The sequence below is a fragment of the Bradyrhizobium sp. CCBAU 11386 genome (genome assembly GCF_028128955.1).
Lineage (GTDB): Bacteria > Pseudomonadota > Alphaproteobacteria > Rhizobiales > Xanthobacteraceae > Bradyrhizobium.
The window spans coordinates 1-20,026 of record NZ_LBKA01000261.1 but is presented as its reverse complement, the minus strand read 5'-3'; the positions used below and the strand labels follow the sequence as shown (position 1 = coordinate 20,026).

Here is a 20,026-nt window from a genome sequence, read left to right as displayed (position 1 = left end):
GCGCCGTGCCCACGATGTTTCCAAGATTGCAGCAGAAGTGGTGGGCACGCTTCGCTTTGCCCACCCTACCACCCTACGAAGTTCGCCCCGCAAACAACGCCCGCCCGCGCTCCACGATCTCGCCGATGTAATCCGCCACGGCCCTGATCCGGGCGAGATCCTTGCTGTCGGCGTGCATCAGCATCCAGAACGTCCGGGTGATCGAGACCTCCTCGGGCAGCACAGCCACTAGCTGCGGGTACTCGCGCGCCATGAAATGCGGCAGCACCGCGATGCCGAAGCCCGAGAGCGTGGCGTTGAGCTGTGCGATCAGATTGGCGCTGCGGAAGCGGGCGGAAATCCGCGGCGACACCTGTGGGAGATAATCGAGTTCGGGCGTGAACAGCAGTTCCTCGATGTAGCCGACAAAGCGGTGCTGCGGCAGCACCTCGCGCGAGACGATTGTCGGAAAGCGGTCGAGATAGGCGGGAGCGGCATAGAGCCCGAGGCGGTAGTCGAGCAGCTTGCGGCCGACGATGCGGCCTTCCTTCGGCATGGTCAGGCTGATCGCGATGTCGGCCTCGCGCTTGGAGAGGCTGAACAGTCGCGCAGTAGCCACAAGTTGCAGATCGAGATCGGGATACCGGTCCGCGAAGGGCGCCAGCCGCGGCGCCAGGAAGGCGGTGCCGAAGCCATCAGGCGCACCGATCCGCACCGTTCCAGTCAGCCGCGCCACGGAGCCGCCGACCTGCTCCTGGTTGGCGACGATGGTCGATTCCATCGCTTCCGCGCTGTCGGCGACGCGCTGGCCGGCCTCGGTGAGGAGATAGCCGGTCTTGCGCCGGTCAAACAGCTTTGCCGAGAGGTGCTTTTCCAGCCGGTCGACGCGGCGGATCACCGTGGCATGGTCGACGCCGAGCTGTTTTGCCGCAGCCGAAACCGAGCCGCCCCGCACGATGGCCAGCACGAAGCGAAAGTCGTCCCAGTCGATGCTACCTTGATCCAGCATTTTCGCACATCTATGGTGCAATATATCAGACTTGAATCCTATAAAATGCAGGTCAATAGGATTTGTCAAAGCGATCAGGCTCGACTTCCAAGGAGATCATTCCATGCGTTCAATCGGACATTTCATCGGTGGCAAGGAGGTCAAGGGTACCTCTGGCCGCACCGCCGACGTCTTCGAGCCGATGACCGGTGACGTCCAGGCCAAGGTGGCGCTGGCGTCCAAGGCCGAGGTCCGCGCTGCCGTGGAGAACGCCCGCGCCGCGCAGCCGGAATGGGCCGCGACCAACCCGCAGCGCCGCGCCCGCGTCATGATGAAGTTCGTCGAGCTGGTGCAGCGCGACTACGACAAGCTCGCCGAGCTGCTGGCGCGTGAGCACGGCAAGACCGTGCCCGACGCCAAGGGCGACATCCAGCGCGGCCTCGAGGTCGCCGAATTCGCCTGCGGTATCCCGCACCTGATGAAGGGCGAGTACACCGAGGGCGCCGGCCCCGGCATCGACATCTATTCGATGCGTCAGGCGCTCGGCGTCGTCGCCGGCATCACGCCGTTCAATTTCCCGGCGATGATTCCGATGTGGAAGTTCGCGCCCGCGATCGCCTGCGGCAATGCCTTCATCCTCAAGCCGTCGGAGCGCGATCCCGGCGTGCCGATGCTGCTTGCCGAGCTGATGATGGAGGCGGGCCTGCCGGCCGGCATCCTCAACGTCGTCAACGGCGACAAGGAAGCGGTCGACGCCATCCTCGACGATCCCGACGTCAAGGCCATCGGCTTCGTCGGTTCCACGCCGATCGCGCAGTACATCTATGAGCGCGCCGCCCAGACCGGCAAGCGCTGCCAGTGCTTCGGCGGCGCCAAGAACCACGCCATCATCATGCCCGACGCCGACATGGACCAGGCGGTCGACGCGTTGATCGGCGCGGGCTACGGCTCGGCCGGCGAGCGCTGCATGGCCGTGTCGGTCGCGGTGCCCGTCGGCAAGCCCACCGCCGACCGCCTGATGGAAAAGCTGATCCCGCGCGTCGAGTCCCTGAAGATCGGCACCTCGATCGATCCGTCGGCCGATTACGGCCCGCTGGTGACGCGCGAAGCGGTCGAGAAGGTCAAGGGCTACATCGACATCGGCATCAAGGAAGGCGCAACGCTCGCCGTCGACGGCCGCGGCTTCAAGATGCAGGGCTACGAGAAGGGGTTCTATCTCGGCGGTTCGCTGTTCGACAACGTCACCAAGGACATGCGGATCTACAAGGAAGAGATCTTCGGCCCCGTGCTCTCGGTCGTGCGCGCGCACGACTACAAGGAAGCGCTGGCGCTGCCGTCGGATCATGACTACGGCAACGGCGTTGCCATCTTCACCCGCGACGGCGACGCTGCGCGCGACTTCGCGGCCAAGGTCAATGTCGGCATGGTCGGCATCAACGTGCCGATCCCGGTTCCGATCGCTTATTACACCTTCGGCGGCTGGAAGAAGTCGGGCTTCGGCGACCTCAACCAGCACGGTCCGGATTCGGTCCGCTTCTACACCAAGACCAAGACGGTGACCTCGCGCTGGCCGTCCGGCGTCAAGGAAGGTGCGGAGTTCTCGATCCCGCTGATGAAGTGATCCTCTCAAGAGCGAGGCACCCATGCAGTTCGCTCTGAACGAGGATCAGATCGCGGTTCGCGACATGGCGTTGGCGTTTGCGGCGGAAAAGATCGCGCCGCACGCGCTGCGCTGGGACGAGGAGAAGCATTTCCCCGTCGACGTGATGCGCGAGGCGGCGACGCTCGGCATGGGCGGCATCTACATCCGCGAGGATGTCGGCGGCTCCGCCATGACCAGGTTCGACGCCGCGCTGATCTTCGAGGCGCTGGCGACGGGCTGCCCGACCACGTCGGCCTTCATCTCCATCCATAACATGGCGTCCTGGATGATCGATGCCTACGGCAGCGACACCCAGCGCCACACATGGCTGCCGAAGCTCTGCACCATGGAGCTGATCGCCAGCTACTGCCTGACCGAGCCCGGCGCCGGCTCGGACGCGGCAGCGCTGCGCACCCGTGCGGTGCGCGACGGCGATCATTACGTCCTCAACGGCCAGAAGCAGTTCATCTCGGGTGCCGGCGGTACCGACCTTTTGATCGCAATGGTCAGGACCGGCGGTGACGGCCCCGGCGGCATCTCGACGCTGGTGATTGACGGCAAGACGCCCGGCGTGTCGTTCGGGGCCAACGAGCGCAAGATGGGCTGGAACGCGCAGCCGACCCGCGCTGTGATGTTCGAGGACGCCCGCGTGCCGGTCGCCAACCGGTTGAGCGATGAGGGCGTCGGCTTCAAGATCGCGATGGCCGGCCTCGATGGCGGCCGTCTCAACATCACGGCCTGCTCGCTCGGCGGCGCGCAGACCGCGCTTGACAAGGCGCGTGCCTACATGAAGGAGCGCAAGGCGTTTGGAAAGCGCCTCGACGAATTCCAGGCGCTGCAATTCCGCCTTGCCGACATGGCGATCGAGCTCGAGGCCGCGCGCACCTTCCTGTGGCGAGCCGCCGCGGCGCTCGACCGCAAGGATCCTGACGCCACCATGCTGTGCGCGATGGCCAAGCGCTTCGGCACCGATGTCGGTTTCGAGGTCGCCAACCAGGCGCTTCAGCTCCATGGCGGCTACGGCTATCTCAGCGAATACGGCATCGAGAAGATCGTGCGCGATCTGCGCGTGCACCAGATCCTCGAAGGCACCAATGAAATCATGCGGCTCATCGTGGCGCGCAAACTGATCGAGGACGCGCGATGACGGCAGTGGAAGAGGGCGATCTGGTCGCGCGCGTCGAGGGTGCGGCCGGCGTGATCAGGCTCAACCGTCCCAAGGCCATCAACGCCGTCACCCTGGAGATGTTTCGCGATATCGAGGCCGCGCTCGACCGCTTCGAGACCGATCCGGCCGTCGCCGTGATCCTGCTGGAGGGCGCCGGCGAGCGCGGCCTCTGCGCTGGCGGCGACATCCGCACGCTCTGGGAAAGCTCGAAGGTCCATGGCGATCTCGGCAAGATCCTGTGGCGCGAGGAATACATCCTCAACGCCCGGATCAAGAAGTTCCCAAAGCCCTATGTTGCCTTCATGGACGGTATCGTGATGGGCGGCGGCGTCGGGCTCTCCGCGCATGCGAGTCATCGCGTTGTCACTGACCGTACCAAGCTGGCGATGCCCGAAGTCGGGCTCGGATTCTTCCCCGATGTCGGCGGCACCTGGCTGCTCTCGCGATCGCCCGGCGAGATCGGCACCTATTTCGGCCTGACCGGTCAGATCATGAACGGTCCGGATGCGATCCACGCGAAGTTCGCGGACGCCGTGGTGCCGGCGGCCAAATGGCCGGAGCTGCGCGAGGCGCTGACGAAGGTTCGCGCTGGTGTCACCGCGGCCGAGGTCGCCAAGCTCATCGACGGTTTTGCGACCGGTGAGACCGCGGGGCCGGTTGCCGCGAAAGAGCCTGTTATCGACGCTTTGTTCGGCTTCGACCGCATGGAAGACATCTTCGCGGCGCTCAAGCGTGACGGTTCCGAATTCGCTCTGGCCACGCTGAAGACGCTCGGCGAGAAATCGCCGCGCGGCATGGTGGTGACGCTGAAGCTGCTGCGGCTGGCGCGCGCCGCGTCGAGCCTGGAGGAATGTCTGGTGCGCGAATATCGCGCCGCGCTGGAAGTGTTCCGCAGCGATGATTTCCGCGAGGGCGTGCGCGCCGCCGTGATCGACAAGGACCGCAACCCGACCTGGTCGCCGCCTCGGATAGAAGACGTCACGCCGGACATGCTTGCGCCGTATCTCGCCGAGATTGGCGCCGACGAATTGAAGTTCAACTAATCAACGAAACGTTCAGCGGAGGAAACGAAGATGGCCACGATCGCATTTATCGGTCTCGGCAACATGGGCGGCCCGATGGCGGCCAATCTGGTCAAGGCCGGCCACAAGGTGGTGGCGTTCGACCTCGTCGAGGCCTCGCGCGCGCAAGCCAAGGCCGATGGCGCCGGCATCGCCGACAGCGCAGCGGGTGCGGTGAAGGGCGCCGATGTCGTCGTCACCATGCTGCCGGCCGGCAAGCACGTGCTCGGCGTCTGGAACGAGGTCGTCCCTGTCATGACCAAGGGCGCGCTGATCATCGATTCCTCCACGATCGACGTCGAGAGCGCGCGGCAGGCACACGCGCTGGCCGCCAAGAACGGCGTGCTCTCGGTGGATGCGCCGGTCTCCGGCGGGACCGGCGGCGCCAAGGGGGCGACGCTCACCTTCATGTGCGGCGGCGACGACAAGGCGTTCGCGGCGGCAAAGCCCGTGCTGGAAAACATGGGCAAGAAGATCGTGCATTGCGGCGGCGCCGGCGCCGGCCAGGCGGCCAAGATCTGCAACAACATGATCCTCGGCATTTCCATGATCGCGGTGAGCGAAGCGTTTGCGTTGGCTGAGAAGCTTGGTCTCTCGCATCAGGCGCTGTTCGACGTCGCCTCGACCTCGTCGGGCCAGTGCTGGTCGCTGACGACCTATTGTCCGGTGCCCGGCCCGGTGCCGACCTCGCCGGCGAACAACGACTACAAGCCGGGCTTTGCCTCGGCGCTGATGGTGAAGGATCTGACTCTGGCGCAGGACGCGGCCAAGGCCGCGGGCGCGGCCACGCCGCTCGGCCAGCATGCGCAGGAGATTTATCAGGCCTTCGATAGAGCGGGCCAGGGCGGGGTGGATTTTTCCGGAATTATCAAGCACGTTCGCAGCCTCGCTGGAAAATAGCGAGGCTTTGCCCGTAGCCCGGATGGAGCGAAGCGAAATCCGGGACAGCTTCTGCCAATTGCGTAGCCGGCCCCGGATTGCGCTTCGCTCCATCCCGGCTACGCTCGCAGATCAATTCGACGGGCTCGGATCATGACGACATTTCAGGAAGCGCGCGCGTTCCTTCTACAGCACCGCACGGATTACGAGGCAGCGGTCAAAGGCTTCCGCTGGCCCGATCCGGCCCCCTTCAACTGGGCGCTCGACTGGTTCGACGCCGGGCTGGCGGCGAATGCGGAGAGCGGGGATCGGCCCGCGCTCTGGATCGTCGATGCCGCACAGGACCGGCAGACGAAATTGTCCTTTGCGGCACTGTCGCGCCGTTCCAACCAGGTCGCCAACTTCCTCCGCGCGCAGGGCTTGAAGCGCGGCGACCATCTCCTGCTGCTGCTCGGCAATGTGGTCCCGCTGTGGGAGACCATGCTCGCCGCAATGAAGCTCGGTGTCGTCGTCATCCCCGCCACCACGCTGCTCACCGCCGACGAGCTGCGCGACCGGCTCGATCGCGGCAAGGCGAGGGCGGTGGTCGCCGCGCAGGATCAGGTCGCGAAGTTCGCAAGCCTTGGCGCCGAGAATGTCGTGCGAATCGTGGTCGGTGATGCCTCCGATGGCTGGCTCGCCTATGACGAGGCGACGAAAGCTCCGGAGAGTTTTGCGCCCGACGGCCCCACCAACGCCGACGACCCGATGCTGCTCTATTTCACCTCGGGCACGACGGCAAAACCAAAGCTGGTGCTGCACAGCCAGCGCAGCTATCCCGTCGGCCATCTCTCCACCATGTACTGGATCGGGTTGAAGCCCGGCGACGTCCATCTCAACATCTCCTCGCCCGGCTGGGCCAAGCACGCCTGGAGCTGCTTCTTCGCGCCGTGGAATGCGGGGGCCACCGTGTTCGTGGTCAACCAGCCGCGCTTCGATGCCAAGGCGCTGCTTGCCACCATCGGCCGTTGCGGCGTCACCACGTTGTGCGCACCGCCGACGGTGTGGCGGCTGTTCATCCAGGAGAACCTGGCGTCGTTCAAGGTCGCACTTCGCGAGGTCTGCGGCGCCGGCGAGCCGCTCAATCCCGAGGTGATCGATCAGGTGCAGGCGGCCTGGGGCCTCACCATCCGTGACGGTTACGGCCAGACCGAGACGACGGCGCTGGCGGGCAACTCGCCCGGGCAAAAGATCAAGGTCGGCTCGATGGGCCGCCCGCTGCCGGGCTATCGCGTGCAGGTCAGCGATGCCGACGGCAACGCGGCGAAGGAAGGCGAGGTGACGCTGGTGCTCGGGGCGAGCCGTCCCGCCGGCCTGATGCAGGGCTATCAGGGCGACGACGGCAAGCTCTCGGGCACCGAAGGCACGCTCTATCGCAGCGGCGACGTCGTGTTCGAAGATGACGACGGCTATCTCACCTTCGTCGGCCGCTCCGACGACGTGTTCAAGTCCTCCGATTACCGCATCAGTCCGTTCGAGCTGGAAAGCGTGTTGCTCGAGCATGAACTCGTCGCCGAGGCCGCCGTGGTGCCTAGCCCGGATCCGATCCGGCTCGCGATCCCCAAGGCCTTCGTGCTGCTGACATCGGGCGCCGAGCGAACGCCGGAGACGGCGCTTTCGATTTTCAAGCACCTGCACACGCGCCTGGCGCCGTTCAAGCGCATCCGCCGCCTCGAAATCGTCACGGAACTGCCGAAGACGATCTCTGGCAAAATCCGCCGCGTGCAGCTACGACGTCTCGAGCGCGACGATGATCGCAACGATCCGCTGCGTGGTCGGGAATTCCGCGAGGAGGATTTTCCGGAGTTGCCGAAAACACGGAGTGAGACCTAAGTGAACGAAGTCTGGAAGAAGCCGCCGATTACGCTGGACGCCTATCAGGCGATGGTCGGCAAGGAGATCGGCGTGTCGTCATGGCACCTGATCGACCAGCCCCGCATCGACACCTATGCCGACGTGATCGAGGACCACCAGTTCATCCACGTCGACCCTGAACGGGCGAAGAAGGAGACCGCGTTCGGCACGACCATCGCGCACGGCTTTCTGACGATGTCGCTGCTGTCGATCATGTCTTATGAAGTCATGCCTGTCATCGCCGGCACCACGATGGGCGTCAATTACGGCTTCGACAAGCTCCGCTTCATCTCGCCGGTGCGCTCGGGAAAGCGCGTCCGCGGCCGGTTCGTGCTGGCGGAAGCCAGGCTGCGCAAGCCCAACGAATTGCAGTCCCGCACCAATGTCACGGTGGAGATCGAGGGCGAGGACAAGCCCGCGCTGGTCGCCGATTGGCTCGGCCTGATCTATTTCGCCTGACGCTGCCCGTCGTTGCCGGGCTTGACCCGGCAACCCATCGCTGCTCAAAAGCTTTTCGATTTTGATGGATGGCCGGGTCAAGCCCGGCCACGACGATCCAACATTTGGGAAACGCACTCATGGCAATCAGGTTTGACGGACGCGTCGCCATCGTCACCGGCGCGGGCAATGGCCTCGGACGGGCGCATGCGCTGGGGCTGGCCAGCCGCGGCGCGAAGGTCGTGGTCAACGATTTCGGCGGCGCGCGCGACGGCAGCGGCGGCTCGCTGTCGCCGGCGGAAGCCGTGGTCGAGGAGATCCGCAAAGCAGGCGGCACCGCGATGGCCGATGGCGCCGACGTCTCCAATTTCGAGCAGGTCACCGCCATGGTCGAGCGCGCCACCAGGGAGTGGGGCAGCGTCGACCTCTTGTGCGCCAATGCCGGCATTCTTCGCGACAGGTCGTTCGGCAAGATGGAGGCCGCCGATTTCCAGAAGGTGCTAGACGTGCATCTCGTCGGCACCTTCTATTGCTGCAAGGCGGCCTGGGCCGGCATGCGCGACCGCAACTACGGCCGCATCGTGCTGACCACCTCGTCCTCCGGTCTTTACGGCAATTTCGGCCAGGCCAATTACGGCGCGGCGAAGTCCGGCATGGTCGGCCTGATGAATGTGCTGGCCGAGGAAGGCCGCAAGACCAACATCCGCGTCAACATCATCTCGCCGACCGCGGCGACCCGCATGACCGAAGAGCTGTTGCCGCCGCAGGCGCTGCAACTGATGAAGCCGAACGCGATCACGCCGGCCGTCGAGTACATGCTGAGCGAGGACGCGCCGACCCGCACCATCATGGGCGCCGGCGCCGGCTCCTTCGCGGTGATCAAGATTATCGAGAGCGAAGGCATCAACCTGCCGGAGTCCGAATGGACGCCGGACGCGGTCGCCGCGCATTTCGCCGAGATCAGCGACATGTCGAAGGCGAAGGCGCTGACGGGAGCGTTCGAGCAGACGCAGAAGTATGTGGCGCAGGCCGCGGCGCGCGCGGGGATCAAGCTCTAGCTCCACTGTCATTCCGGGGCGTCGCAACTTGTCCGCCGAAGCTCGTAGAGCGAAGGCGGAAGCGACGAGCCCGGAAGCCATCATGCCTCATGAACGACACCTTCCGTCATGGCCGGGCAGAAGCGCGAAGCGCGTCTTCGCGCTAGACGTCCCGGCCATCCACGTCTTTGGCACGAGGTGCGCGATTTCCGTGGATGCCCGGGACAAGCCCGGGCATGACCACCTGTTGTTTGGCGTTCAGCTAAGCCTAAACTCCCGCCATGACACCATCCGAATCCCACGTCGCCATCATCGGCGCAGGTCCCGCCGGGCTGATGGCGGCCGAGGTGCTGGCGCAGGGCGGCGCGCGCGTCACCGTTTACGACGCGATGCCGTCCGCGGGCCGCAAATTCCTGATGGCAGGCCGGGGCGGGCTCAACCTCACCCACAGCGAGCCGCTGCCGCAGTTCATGCCGCGCTATCGCGAGGCGGCGCCGAAGCTGCAAGCGGCGGTCGAAGCCTTTCCACCCGACGCGCTGCGCGCCTGGAGCGTGGCACTGGGTGAGCCGACTTTTGTCGGCAGCAGCGGCCGCGTGTTTCCAAAAGCGTTCAAGGCCTCGCCCTTGCTGCGCGCCTGGCTGCGGCGGCTCGACGCCGCCGGCGTCCGCTTTGCCTTTCGCCATCGCTGGACCGGCTGGGATGGGGAAGGGCGGTTGCTGTTTCAAACGCCGAGCGGCACCTCCACCGTTGCAGCCGACGCCACGGTGCTCGCGCTTGGCGGCGCAAGCTGGCCGCGGCTCGGGTCCGACGGCAGCTGGGTCGATATCCTCGCGGCCAAAGGCATCGCCATCTCGAGGCTGCGGCCGGCCAATTCCGGCTTCACGGTCGCCTGGTCCGTATTGTTCCGTGACCGTTTCGAGGGCCAGCCGCTCAAGGGCGTCGCGCTGACGATCGGTGCACACACGGTGCGCGGCGAAGCGATGATCACCCGCGGCGGCATCGAAGGCGGCGCGATCTATGCGCTGTCGGCGGAGCTGCGCGAGGCGGTGCTGGGTCTCGGACAGGCGACGCTCACGATCGCACTGCGACCCGACCTCGACGCTGCCGCGCTGACCACGCGGCTATCAGGCACGCGCGGCAAGCAATCGCTCGCGAATTTCCTGCGCAAGGCAGCGCAGCTGTCACCGGTCGGCATCGGCCTGATGCAGGAGGCGGCGATCGCATCCGGCCGGCCGCTGGCCTCGTTCTCGCCGGCTGATCTCGCCCAACTGATCAACGCCATTCCGGTTCGGCTCACCGGCGTTGCCCCAATCGATCGCGCGATCTCGACCGCAGGCGGAATAAGCTTCGACGGGCTCGACGAGCGTTTCATGCTGCGCAAGCTGCCGGGCGTGTTCGCCGCCGGCGAGATGCTGGACTGGGAAGCGCCGACCGGAGGCTATCTGCTGCAGGCATCGTTTGCGACGGGGGCTGCCGCGGGCAGGGGCGTCTTGGAGTGGCTGAAGCGCTCTTAGAACGCCGTCGCCCTTCGAGGGCCGCTGAAGAAGCGGCTACCTCAGGGTGACGGCTCAGAGAAAGCGTCGTCGCCACGACGGACTAAAGCGAGAGCGTCATCCTGAGGTGCGAGCTCTGCGGTTCACCGCAGGGCGAGCCTCGAAGGACGACGCGGGCGCTCCGCAGCGCGCCTTAGCGCAGCTTCCCGCGCGCCGCCACCGGCAGCGTGCCGATGATCTCCTCGCCGCGGACCATCAGCACCTCGTCCATCATGTTGACGACGACGCAGACATGATTGGGCACGATGCGCACGATATCGCCGACATTCGGCCGCGTGTTGCTGCGGGAGAGATCGAGGAAGCCGTGCTCCTCGGCGAAGCGCGCGATCTTCGCTTCGGGGTGCTCCAGGATCAGGCCGTGGCCGTCGAGCCCGCCGGTGTCGGTGGTCAGCGTCTTGGAGCCGGCGTCGAGAATGCCGCGCTCGGGTGCGGCGCGGCTCACGACGGTTGAATAGATGTGCAGCGCGCAGTCGTCCCACGTCGCGGAGCCGGCCGCGACCTGCATGCGGTCGTTGTAGATGTAGGTGCCGAAGCGATGCTCGGTGCCGCCCTTGAGCTTGCCGAGATTGACGAGGTTCGGCGTGCCGCCCGTCGAGACGATCTTTGCATCCAGCCCGTGCGCGCGCACGCCGGCCAGCGCCTCGTCGTAGAATTTTTGCGCGTCGGCCCAGCCGGTCTCGGTCGGATAGAGCATGAAGCCGGCGAATTCGAGCCCTTTGGACCCGGCGATCTCGCGCGCCAGCGCAATCGCCTCCGCCGGTGTCTCGACGCCCGCGCGCTTGCGGCCCGTATCGCATTCGACCACGACCGAGAGCGGGCGGCCTGATGCCGCGGCCGCCTTCGGCAAACCGGCAACGACGGTCGAATTGTCGGCGGCCACCGTCATGTTCGCCTTGGCCTGGAGCGCGCCGAGCCGCGCCATCTTCTCTTCGCCGAGCAGATTGTAGCTGATCAGGATGTCGTCGATGCCGGCATTGGCCATGATCTCGGCCTCGCCGAGCTTCTGGCAGGTGATGCCCTTGGCGCCGCCCGCGACCTGCATCTTCGCAACGGTCGGGTTCTTGTGCGTCTTGATGTGGGGACGATTGGCGACGCCGGCATCGTCGCAGGCCTTCTGGATCCGCGCGATGTTGCGCTCGACCTTGTCCATGTCGATGACGGCGCAGGGCGTGCCGTATTCGCGGGCGATCTTGGCGGCGAGGGGAGTGGTCATATGATCTCTCTATTTTCGGCCCAGTAGGATGGGTAGAGCGCAGCGAAACCCATCAGAACCAGTTCCCGTTGCGCGATGGGTTTCGCTGCGCTCTACCCATCCTACGATTCAAGCCTGTTCAATTTCTTCGCGAAGCATTTCGAGTTCGAGCCAGCGCTCTTCGGCGGCGGACAATTCGTCATGCGCCTTGGCGATGGCGGCCGAAGTGTCGTCGAACTTCTTGCGATCCTTGGCGTAGAGGTTGGGATCATCGAGCACGCGTTGCAGCTTGGCGATATCGGCGTGCAATTTTTCCATCCTCTTCGGCAGCGTTTCCAGCGCGTGCTTCTCGTTGAAGCTCAACCGCCGCTTCGGCGCGGATGCGGGAGCCGCTTGTCGCTCCTCTTTCTTCTCCGCAGCAGGCTGTGCCTTCGCCGTCTCGCGCTTCAAGTCCGCGCCGCGCTGCGCCAGCATGTCGCTATAGCCACCGGCGTATTCGATCCATTTGCCGTTGCCCTCGGGCGCGATCACGGAGGTGACGACGCGGTCGAGGAAGTCGCGGTCGTGGCTGATCAGGATCACCGTGCCCTCGTAGTCGCCGAGCATGTCCTCGAGCACGTCGAGCGTTTCCAGGTCGAGATCGTTTGTCGGCTCGTCCAGCACCAGCAGGTTCGAGGGCTTGGCCAGTGCGCGCGCCAGCATCAGCCGGCCGCGCTCGCCACCCGAGAGCACTTCCAGCGGCGTGCCGCGCTGCTCCTGCGCGAACAGAAAGTCCTTCATGTAGCCGACGACATGCTTCGGCTTGCCGCCGACCATGATCTGGTCGCCGCGGCCGCCGGTCAGCGCCTCCGCCAGCGTCGCTTTGGGATCGAGGCTTTCGCGGTGCTGGTCGAGCGTCGCCATCTCCAGATTGGCCCCGAGCCGCACGGTGCCGGAGTCGGGCCGCATGCCGCCGGTGAGCAGATTGACCAGCGTGGTCTTGCCGGCGCCGTTCGGCCCGATGATGCCGAGCCGGTCGCCGCGCTGGATGCGGGTGGAGAAATTGTCGACGATCTTGCGCTCGCCATAGGCCTTGGTGATGCCCTTGGCTTCGATCACCAGCTTGCCGGACTGCTCAGCCTCGGCGGCTGCGAGATTGGCGCTGCCGGCGGTGCCGCGATAGTTGCGGCGCTGGTCGCGCAGCGTGTGCAGATTGGCCAGCCGCTTCACATTGCGCTTGCGCCGGCCGGAGACGCCGTAGCGCAGCCAGTGCTCCTCGTCGACGATCTTGCGGTCGAGCTTGTGCTGGTCGCGCTCTTCCTCGGCGAGCACCTCGTCGCGCCAGGTCTCGAACGAGGCGAAGCCTCGGTCGATCTGCTTGATCCGGCCGCGGTCGAGCCAGGCGGTCGAACGCGAGAGATTGGTGAGGAAGCGGCGGTCGTGGCTGATCAGCACCAGTGCGCTGCGGCGGCTGTCGAGCTCCTGTTCCAGCCATTCGATGGTGGAGAGATCGAGATGGTTGGTCGGCTCGTCCAGCAGCAGGATGTCGGGCGAGGGCGCAAGCACACACGCGAGCGCCGCGCGGCGAGCTTCGCCGCCGGAGAGGTTTTGCGGGTTCTCGTCGCCGGTCAGCCCGAGCTGCTCCAGCAGATAGCGCGCCTGATGCTGGTCGTCCCCTGGCGCAAGCCCCGCCTCGACATAGGCGAGCGTGGTCTTGTGGTCGCCGAAGTCAGGCTCCTGCGGCAGATAGCGGATCGTGGCGCCCGGCTGCACGAAGCGCGTGCCGCCGTCGGGCTCGACCAGGCCGGCCGCAATCTTCAGCAATGTCGATTTGCCCGAGCCGTTGCGGCCGATCAGGCAGACTCGCTCGCCGGTCGCAACGTTGAGCTCGACGCCGTTCAATAGCGGCGTGCCGCCAAACGTCAGCTTGATGTCCTTGAGTTGGATCAGCGGCGGCGCCATCGTCAGCCCTGACTTGAATTCTGGCTCGTTGCGGCCGCATCAGTGCGGCGGCGCTGGATCCGGCGCAGCGTCTGGTCGAGCGCCGAGAGGAACGTCGACCGGTCGCGCGGTGCGAACGATCGCGGGCCGCCGGTGACTTCGCCGGCCGAGCGCAGATCCGTCATGAGATTGCGCACTGCCAGCGTCATCCCGATCGATTCTTCGGTGAACGGCTTGCCGTTCGGCGCGATCACGTCGGCGCCCGCTTTCACGCAGCGGCTGGCGAGCGGAATGTCGGAGGTCACGACGACGTCGCCGGGCTTGGCGCGCTCCGCGATCCAGTCGTCGGCGGCATCCATGCCGGCCCCCGCCGCGATGCGCTCGATCAGTGGGTCCTGCGGCACGCGAATGAAATTGCCGGCGACCACGCTCACGGGCGCGCCGTGCCGGAGCGCGACGCGGTAGATCTCGTCCTTCACCGGACAGGCGTCGGCGTCGACATAGATGCGGGTGGGCGTGTCAGTCATTGGCGGGGTGGTACCCCATTCGGGCCGCAAAGGCGAGGGGATTGACCGGTGTTCCCCTGGGCCTACGATCGGCCCGAAACAACAGGAATTTTGGGGAAGGCCAACCATGCCGAACCGGCTCGAGACCTACCGCGTCGAGGCCTACAACACCGCCAAACAATCTGAAAACAAGATGCATGACGACATGGTGGCGCGTCGCTTCGGCTTTTCCGGCGGGCTGGTGCCTGGTGTCGACGTCTTCGCCTACATGATGCATGTGCCGGTGGCGTACTGGGGCCGCGATTTCATGTCACGCGGACTGGTGGAGGCCCGCTTCATCAAGCCGGTCTATGACGGCGAGACGGCCGATGTCGATGCGACCGAGCACAATGGCCTGCTCACGATCGAGGTGTTCAGCCGCACCGAGCTCTGCGCCACCGGGACGGCCTCGCTGCCGGCGGCCGCGCCGGCAGTGGCTTTGAGCGACTATCTCGCGGTCCCCGCGGTCGCCGAGCGCAAGCCGGTCAGCCCCGCGACGTTCGAGACCGGCAAATGGCTTGGCACAGAGCCGCGCCGATGGATCGGGCAGGCCGCCGCGGACTATCTCGCCGACATCAGGGAGACTGATCCGATCTTCGCGCGTGAGGGCCTCGGCCATCCTGGCCTGATCCAGCGCGTGATGAACCGCGTCCTCGTCGACAATACCATTTTGGGCCCATGGATCCACGTCGGCAGCCGCATGCAGCTGCTGTCGCCCGCGCGCGCCGGCGACGAGATCGTTGCGCGGGCCAAGGTGACCGCGAACTACGAGAAGAAGGGCCACCGCTTCGTCGAACTCGACGCGCTGGTCGTCGCCAACGGCAGGACACCGCTGGCGCATTGCCAGCATACGGCGATCTACCAGCCGCGCGAGCAGGCGGCGGCGTAGCCATCAGCACCGTCATTCCGGAGCGATGCGAAGCATCGAATCCGGAATCTCGAGATTCCCCGGTGCGCAATTGCGCACCTGAGGTTCGGTCCTGCGGACCGCCCCGGAATGACTGGAAAGAACTCGCTGTCATGCCCCGCGACCCGGCTACGCCAAGGCTTCGCCGGGGTTTAGGTCGAGGGGCGCCGAAGCTTTAGCGTAGGCGGCAGGCGGGGCATCCAGTACGCCGCGGCTTCTCGGTCAATCACGACTGTCTCGGAGTACTGGATCACCCGCTTTCGCGGGTGATGACAGTTGTATGCGGAGTGGTATCGAGCGCCCCTCACGCGTGGATGGCCGGGTCAAGCCCGGCCATGACGATGGAGAGACCGTAGCCCTACGCCGCCTTGCCCTTCGCGTCCTGGATCGCGCGCCACACGCGCTCCGGCGTCAGCGGCATGTCGATGTGCTTGATGCCGTAGTCGGAGAGCGCGTCGAGCACGGCGTTCACCACGGTCGACAGGCTGCCGGCGCAGCCGGCTTCGCCGCACCCCTTGCTGCCGAGCGGATTGGTCGTGGCCGGCACCGGGTGGTCGCCGACCGTCATGTTCGGCACGTCCTCGGCGCGCGGCAGCGCGTAGTCCATCAGCGAGCCCGTGATCGGCTGGCCGCTCTCGTCGTAGCGGACGTGCTCCATCAGTGCCTGTCCAATGCCCTGGACCACGCCGCCATGGAGCTGGCCTGCGACCAGCAGCGGGTTGATCACCGTGCCGAAATCGTTCACCGCGCTGTAGCGCACGATCTGCACCACGCCGGTGTCAGGGTCGATCTCGACCTCGGCGACGTGGCAGCCGTTCGGGAAGGCAGAGGGCACCGGCTCGCTGGTGTGATCGACGTCGAGGCTATCAGGCACGCCCTCCGGCACCTTGCCGTCATGCAGGCGCTTGGCCAGCTCCATGATGTCGATGCTGCGGTCGGTGCCGGCGATGGTGAAGCTGCCGCCTTCGAACTCGATGTCGGCTTCGGAGGCCTCCAGCATGTGCGCGGCGGCGCGCTTGCCCTTTTCGATCACGAGCTTGGAGGCCTCGACGATCGCCATGCCGCTCGCCGTGATCGAGCGCGATCCGCCGGTGCCGTTGCCGGTGTGGACGATGTCGCTGTCGCCCTGCACCAGCTTGACGCTCTCGAAGGGGACGCCGAGCTGGGCGCACAGCACCTGCGCGAACGGGGTGGCATGGCCCTGACCGTAATCGAGCGTGCCGGTGATGAGCTGCACGCCGCCGTCAGGATCGAACACGATCTTGCCGAGCTCGGGGCTCGGCGGCGCGGTGACCTCGAGATAGGAGCCGACGGCGATGCCGCGCAGCTTGCCGGTCTTCTTGCTCTCCTTCTTGCGCTTGGCGAAATTCTCGTGGTCGGAGATTTCGAGCGCCTTGTTGAAGACGGCCTGGAAGTCGCCGCTGTCATAGGTGACGCCGGAGGAGGCCGGGAACGGCATCTGGTTCGGCTTGATGAAGTTGCGCTTGCGCAGGGTCAGCCGGTTGATGCCCATCTCGTCGGCGGCGCGGTCGATCAGCCGCTCCATGTAGTAGTTCGCCTCGGGCCGGCCGGCGCCGCGATAGGCGCCCATCAGCGTGGTGTTGGTCAGCACCGTCTTGATGTCGACGCCCATCAGCGGCGTGCGGTAGACGCTGGAAAAGTTCTTGCCGGTGTTGAGCGAGAGCGGGCCCGGCGCAACGCCGGTGATGTAAGCGCCGAGATTGCCGTAGCCTTCGAGCTTGGCCGCAAGGAAATGCCCCTCGGCGTCGAGCGCGAGTTCGGCATGAATCTTCTGCGCACGGCCGTGGCTGTCGGACAGGAAGCTGGTCGAACGCTCGTCCAGCCACTTCACCGGGCGTCCCAATTCCTTCGCCGCATACAGAATGCACATGTATTCGGGATAGTTGATGTTCTTCATGCCGAAGGAGCCGCCGACATTGGCGGTGAGAATGCGCACCTTCTCGTTCGGCACCTTCAGGTTCTTGGCGAGGTTGGCGCGGTTGCCGGCGACACCCTGCGTCGGAACCTGGAGCGTGTAGCGCTCGGCCTTCTTGTCGTAGGAGGCAAGGCCGACGCGCGGCTCCATCGAGACCACGGCGACGCGGGTGTTCTCGATGTCGATCTTGGTGACGTGGGCGGCGCTGGCAAACGCCGCGTTCACCTTCTCCATGTCGCCATAATGGTAGTCGAGCGCGACATTGTTCGGGATGTGGTCGTAGAGCTGCGGCGCGCCGGGCCTCGCGGCCTCCTCGGGGTCCGTCACCGCCGGCAGCGGTTCGATGTCGAGCTCGACCGCCTCGGCCGCATCGCGCGCCTGGGCCAGCGTCTCCGCCACCACAAAAGCGACGGGATCGCCGACGAAGCGGACCTTGTCGGTCGCGAGCGGCTGGCGGTTGGTCTGGAGCAGGGGCGAGCCGTCACGGCTCTTCAGCGGCAGGCCGCAGGTGAAGGGGCCGTAACCGGCCGCATCGAGATCCTTGCCGGTCCACACCCCCAGCACGCCCGGCATCGCCTTGGCGGCATCGAGGCCGATGCCTCGGATGATTCCATGGGCGTGGGTCGAGCGGACCACCACGGCGTAGGCCTGGCCGGGCAGGTTGAAATCGTCGGTGTAGCGGCCCTTGCCGCGCACCAGGGTGTCGTCCTCCTTGCGGCGGACAGGCTGCCCGACGCCATATTTTTGCAGTGCAATAGCGTTTTCGAGCGTGGACGATTTGGTGTGTTCTTGCATGGATTTGACCTGAAAAGCCGGCAATTGCGCGTTTTGGGGGCGCGCTTGGGGGGCCGGACCCCTCAAAAATAGCCCACGGCCCCGTTCACGACAACGCACGAATGGGCATGGTCCCATGTGATGCGTTGTTGCGCAGGCCTGCCGCGCTGCTAATGTTTCAGGCGAAAAAGCAATTCCAGCTCGGCCCCAGCGGGCCGCGGAAAGACAGTTTGTATGAATGACCACACGCGGCTCCGCGACGGCCATGGGCCGCACGGTGAGCTCGAGGGGTCGATGGCGGCGGTGGCATTGGCCGCTGAGCCGACCGTCGCCGCGCAATCGCCGGGAACCGGCGTCTACGCGGCGCTGGACCTCGGAACCAACAATTGCAGGCTCCTGATCGCTTGTCCGACCAGTGACGGCTTTCGCGTGGTCGATTCCTTCTCGCGCATCATCCGGCTCGGCGAGGGTGTCTCCGCGACCGGTTCCATCAGCGAGGCCGCGATCGAGCGCGCCATCGCGGCGCTCAGCATCTGCCGTGACAAGATCAACTTGCGGAAAGCGCGCCGGCTGCGGCTGATCGCGACCGAAGCCTGCCGCGCGGCCTCGAACGCCGAGGGCTTTCGCAGCCGCGTCGCGGCCGAGACCGGCATCGAGCTCGAGGTGATCGACCGCGAGACCGAGGCCTCGCTCGCCGTGCTCGGCTGCTCGCCGCTGGTTGACCCCAGGGGGCGCGGCGCGATCCTGTTCGACATCGGCGGCGGCTCGACCGAGCTGGTGCGGATCGAGCGCGACCCCGCAAATCCAGAGCCGCGCATAAAAGCCTGGATGTCGATCCCGTTCGGCGTGGTCACGCTCGCCGAGCAGTTCGGCGGCCGCGACGTGACGCCGGAGATCTACGACGCGATGGAGCGGGAGGTCGCACACCACGTCGCGCCGTTCGCAGAAGCGCACGGCCGCGATCTCACCGACATGCACCTGCTCGGCACATCGGGCACGGTGACGACGCTCGCCGGCATCCATCTCAATCTCGCGCGCTACGACCGCCGCCGCATCGACAGCATCTGGATGAACGATTCCGACATCACCGCGACCATCAACAAGCTGCTCGGCATGAGCTACGAGGAGCGCGCCGGCAACAGCTGCATCAGCGTCGAGCGCGCCGATCTCGTGCTTGCGGGCTGCGCCATCCTCGACGCGATCCGCCGCGCCTTTCCGCTGCCGCGCCTGCGCGTCGCCGACCGGGGCCTGCGCGAAGGCATGCTGGTCGAGATGATGCGCGAGGACGGCGCGCTCAGGAGCTGGTGAGATGGCCAAGGACACCACCGGCCGCTTGCACGTCCAGGTCAAGACCGGCGGCAAGCGCAAATTGTCGTCGAAGCTGTGGCTGGAGCGGCAGCTCAACGATCCCTATGTGGCGAAAGCCAAGGCGGCGGGTTATCGCTCGCGCGCGGCATTCAAGCTGCTCGAGATCGACGACAAGTTTCGGCTGCTGAAGCACGGCATGGCCGTGGTCGACCTCGGTGCTGCGCCGGGCGGCTGGAGCCAGATCGCCGCCAAGCGCGTCGGCTCGGTGGACGGCAAGGGCAAGGTCGTTGCGATCGACCTGCTGGAGATGCCCGAAATTGCCGGCGTCGACTTCGCGCAACTCGACTTCATGGACAACGACGCCCCGGCGAAGCTCACGGCGATGCTCGGGGGCGGCGCCGATGTCGTGATGTCCGACATGGCCGCCAACACCACCGGTCACCGCAAGACCGACCAGCTCCGCATCGTCGGCCTGATCGAGACCGCCGCGGCGTTTGCCTGCGACGTGCTCAAGCCCGGCGGGACCTTCCTGGCGAAAACGTTCCAGAGCGGCGCCGACGCCGAGCTGCTCGCCCAGCTCAAGCGCGATTTCGCGACGGTCCGTCACGTCAAGCCGGCGGCGAGCCGGCAGGATTCGTCCGAACGCTACGTGCTGGCGACGGGGTTTCGGGGCGGGGCTGCCTGAGCCAATCTTCGCTGTCGTCCCGGACAAGCGCAGCGAAGCGGAGCGCAGATCTACCGTCTTGTCTGTCAAGGGGGCCGATCGGCTGTAAGTGTGCGGCATCGTGCTCGGCAGTCAAGGCGGC

Annotated in this window: 15 protein-coding genes and 1 pseudogene; 11 read left to right on the top strand and 5 right to left on the bottom strand. The window is 66.0% G+C overall.

Annotated features, from left to right (window positions below):
- Nucleotides 1–73 precede the first annotated feature (73 nt).
- Nucleotides 74–988, bottom strand: coding sequence for a LysR family transcriptional regulator (locus XI09_RS43630; protein ID WP_271572466.1), 915 nt, complete (start codon nt 986–988; stop codon nt 74–76).
- A 103-nt stretch (nt 989–1,091) separates the two neighbouring features.
- On the opposite strand from XI09_RS43630, the gene XI09_RS43625 reads away from it, so the two are divergent.
- From XI09_RS43625 to XI09_RS43590, 8 genes and pseudogenes are all read left to right on the top strand, one after another.
- Nucleotides 1,092–2,588, top strand: coding sequence for a CoA-acylating methylmalonate-semialdehyde dehydrogenase (locus tag XI09_RS43625; protein WP_271572465.1), 1,497 nt, complete (start codon nt 1,092–1,094; stop codon nt 2,586–2,588).
- 22 nt (nt 2,589–2,610) lie between these two features.
- On the top strand, nt 2,611–3,756 hold the full coding sequence (locus XI09_RS43620; RefSeq protein ID WP_271572464.1) for an isobutyryl-CoA dehydrogenase: 1,146 nt from the start codon (nt 2,611–2,613) through the stop codon (nt 3,754–3,756).
- Complete coding sequence (locus XI09_RS43615; protein ID WP_271572463.1) at nt 3,753–4,820, top strand: enoyl-CoA hydratase/isomerase family protein; 1,068 nt, start codon at nt 3,753–3,755, stop codon at nt 4,818–4,820. Before XI09_RS43620 ends, XI09_RS43615 begins: the two co-directional genes overlap by 4 nt.
- Before the next feature lie 21 nt (nt 4,821–4,841).
- Nucleotides 4,842–5,738, top strand: a pseudogene (mmsB, locus tag XI09_RS43610) (3-hydroxyisobutyrate dehydrogenase); the annotation flags it as partial.
- 132 nt (nt 5,739–5,870) lie between these two features.
- Nucleotides 5,871–7,589: an AMP-binding protein gene (locus XI09_RS43605; RefSeq protein ID WP_271572462.1), complete on the top strand. Its 1,719-nt coding sequence runs from the start codon at nt 5,871–5,873 to the stop codon at nt 7,587–7,589.
- Nucleotides 7,590–8,069, top strand: coding sequence for a MaoC family dehydratase (locus XI09_RS43600; protein ID WP_271572461.1), 480 nt, complete (start codon nt 7,590–7,592; stop codon nt 8,067–8,069).
- Nucleotides 8,070–8,188: 119 nt separating this feature from the next.
- Complete coding sequence (locus XI09_RS43595) at nt 8,189–9,106, top strand: SDR family NAD(P)-dependent oxidoreductase (RefSeq protein WP_271572460.1); 918 nt, start codon at nt 8,189–8,191, stop codon at nt 9,104–9,106.
- Between the two features lie 260 nt (nt 9,107–9,366).
- Complete coding sequence (locus XI09_RS43590; protein ID WP_271572459.1) at nt 9,367–10,599, top strand: NAD(P)/FAD-dependent oxidoreductase; 1,233 nt, start codon at nt 9,367–9,369, stop codon at nt 10,597–10,599.
- A gap of 172 nt (nt 10,600–10,771) precedes the next feature.
- Here XI09_RS43590 and XI09_RS43585 read toward each other — a convergent pair whose 3' ends face one another.
- From XI09_RS43585 to XI09_RS43575, 3 genes are all read right to left on the bottom strand, one after another.
- Nucleotides 10,772–11,851, bottom strand: coding sequence for a D-TA family PLP-dependent enzyme (locus tag XI09_RS43585; protein ID WP_271572458.1), 1,080 nt, complete (start codon nt 11,849–11,851; stop codon nt 10,772–10,774).
- Nucleotides 11,852–11,959: 108 nt separating this feature from the next.
- Complete coding sequence (locus XI09_RS43580) at nt 11,960–13,771, bottom strand: ABC-F family ATP-binding cassette domain-containing protein (protein ID WP_271572457.1); 1,812 nt, start codon at nt 13,769–13,771, stop codon at nt 11,960–11,962.
- A 2-nt stretch (nt 13,772–13,773) separates the two neighbouring features.
- On the bottom strand, nt 13,774–14,277 hold the full coding sequence (locus XI09_RS43575; protein WP_271572456.1) for a YaiI/YqxD family protein: 504 nt from the start codon (nt 14,275–14,277) through the stop codon (nt 13,774–13,776).
- Nucleotides 14,278–14,383: 106 nt separating this feature from the next.
- Between XI09_RS43575 and XI09_RS43570 the strand changes: the two genes are divergently transcribed.
- The gene (locus tag XI09_RS43570; protein ID WP_271572455.1) at nt 14,384–15,184 is read left to right on the top strand and encodes a hypothetical protein; all 801 of its coding nucleotides are present in this window, start codon (nt 14,384–14,386) and stop codon (nt 15,182–15,184) included.
- Between the two features lie 376 nt (nt 15,185–15,560).
- Here XI09_RS43570 and XI09_RS43565 read toward each other — a convergent pair whose 3' ends face one another.
- On the bottom strand, nt 15,561–17,933 hold the full coding sequence (locus XI09_RS43565; protein WP_271572454.1) for a xanthine dehydrogenase family protein molybdopterin-binding subunit: 2,373 nt from the start codon (nt 17,931–17,933) through the stop codon (nt 15,561–15,563).
- Between the two features lie 213 nt (nt 17,934–18,146).
- Between XI09_RS43565 and XI09_RS43560 the strand changes: the two genes are divergently transcribed.
- Both XI09_RS43560 and XI09_RS43555 read left to right on the top strand, forming a co-directional pair.
- Nucleotides 18,147–19,220: a Ppx/GppA phosphatase family protein gene (locus XI09_RS43560; RefSeq protein ID WP_271572453.1), complete on the top strand. Its 1,074-nt coding sequence runs from the start codon at nt 18,147–18,149 to the stop codon at nt 19,218–19,220.
- Between the two features lies 1 nt (nt 19,221).
- Nucleotides 19,222–19,905 (top strand): RlmE family RNA methyltransferase, encoded by a 684-nt coding sequence (locus XI09_RS43555; RefSeq protein WP_271572452.1) that lies wholly within the window; start codon nt 19,222–19,224, stop codon nt 19,903–19,905.
- Nucleotides 19,906–20,026: the final 121 nt, after the last annotated feature.

What these genes read in the sequence shown, in the direction of transcription:
- XI09_RS43630 (WP_271572466.1), bottom strand. Translation starts at nt 988, where the DNA reads ATGCTGGATCAAGGTAGCATCGACTGGGACGACTTTCGCTTCGTGCTG.
- XI09_RS43625 (WP_271572465.1), top strand. Translation starts at nt 1,092, where the DNA reads ATGCGTTCAATCGGACATTTCATCGGTGGCAAGGAGGTCAAGGGTACC.
- XI09_RS43620 (WP_271572464.1), top strand. Translation starts at nt 2,611, where the DNA reads ATGCAGTTCGCTCTGAACGAGGATCAGATCGCGGTTCGCGACATGGCG.
- XI09_RS43615 (WP_271572463.1), top strand. Translation starts at nt 3,753, where the DNA reads ATGACGGCAGTGGAAGAGGGCGATCTGGTCGCGCGCGTCGAGGGTGCG.
- XI09_RS43605 (WP_271572462.1), top strand. Translation starts at nt 5,871, where the DNA reads ATGACGACATTTCAGGAAGCGCGCGCGTTCCTTCTACAGCACCGCACG.
- XI09_RS43595 (WP_271572460.1), top strand. Translation starts at nt 8,189, where the DNA reads ATGGCAATCAGGTTTGACGGACGCGTCGCCATCGTCACCGGCGCGGGC.
- XI09_RS43590 (WP_271572459.1), top strand. Translation starts at nt 9,367, where the DNA reads ATGACACCATCCGAATCCCACGTCGCCATCATCGGCGCAGGTCCCGCC.
- XI09_RS43585 (WP_271572458.1), bottom strand. Translation starts at nt 11,851, where the DNA reads ATGACCACTCCCCTCGCCGCCAAGATCGCCCGCGAATACGGCACGCCC.
- XI09_RS43580 (WP_271572457.1), bottom strand. Translation starts at nt 13,771, where the DNA reads ATGGCGCCGCCGCTGATCCAACTCAAGGACATCAAGCTGACGTTTGGC.
- XI09_RS43575 (WP_271572456.1), bottom strand. Translation starts at nt 14,277, where the DNA reads ATGACTGACACGCCCACCCGCATCTATGTCGACGCCGACGCCTGTCCG.
- XI09_RS43570 (WP_271572455.1), top strand. Translation starts at nt 14,384, where the DNA reads ATGCCGAACCGGCTCGAGACCTACCGCGTCGAGGCCTACAACACCGCC.
- XI09_RS43565 (WP_271572454.1), bottom strand. Translation starts at nt 17,933, where the DNA reads ATGCAAGAACACACCAAATCGTCCACGCTCGAAAACGCTATTGCACTG.
- XI09_RS43560 (WP_271572453.1), top strand. Translation starts at nt 18,147, where the DNA reads ATGAATGACCACACGCGGCTCCGCGACGGCCATGGGCCGCACGGTGAG.
- XI09_RS43555 (WP_271572452.1), top strand. Translation starts at nt 19,222, where the DNA reads ATGGCCAAGGACACCACCGGCCGCTTGCACGTCCAGGTCAAGACCGGC.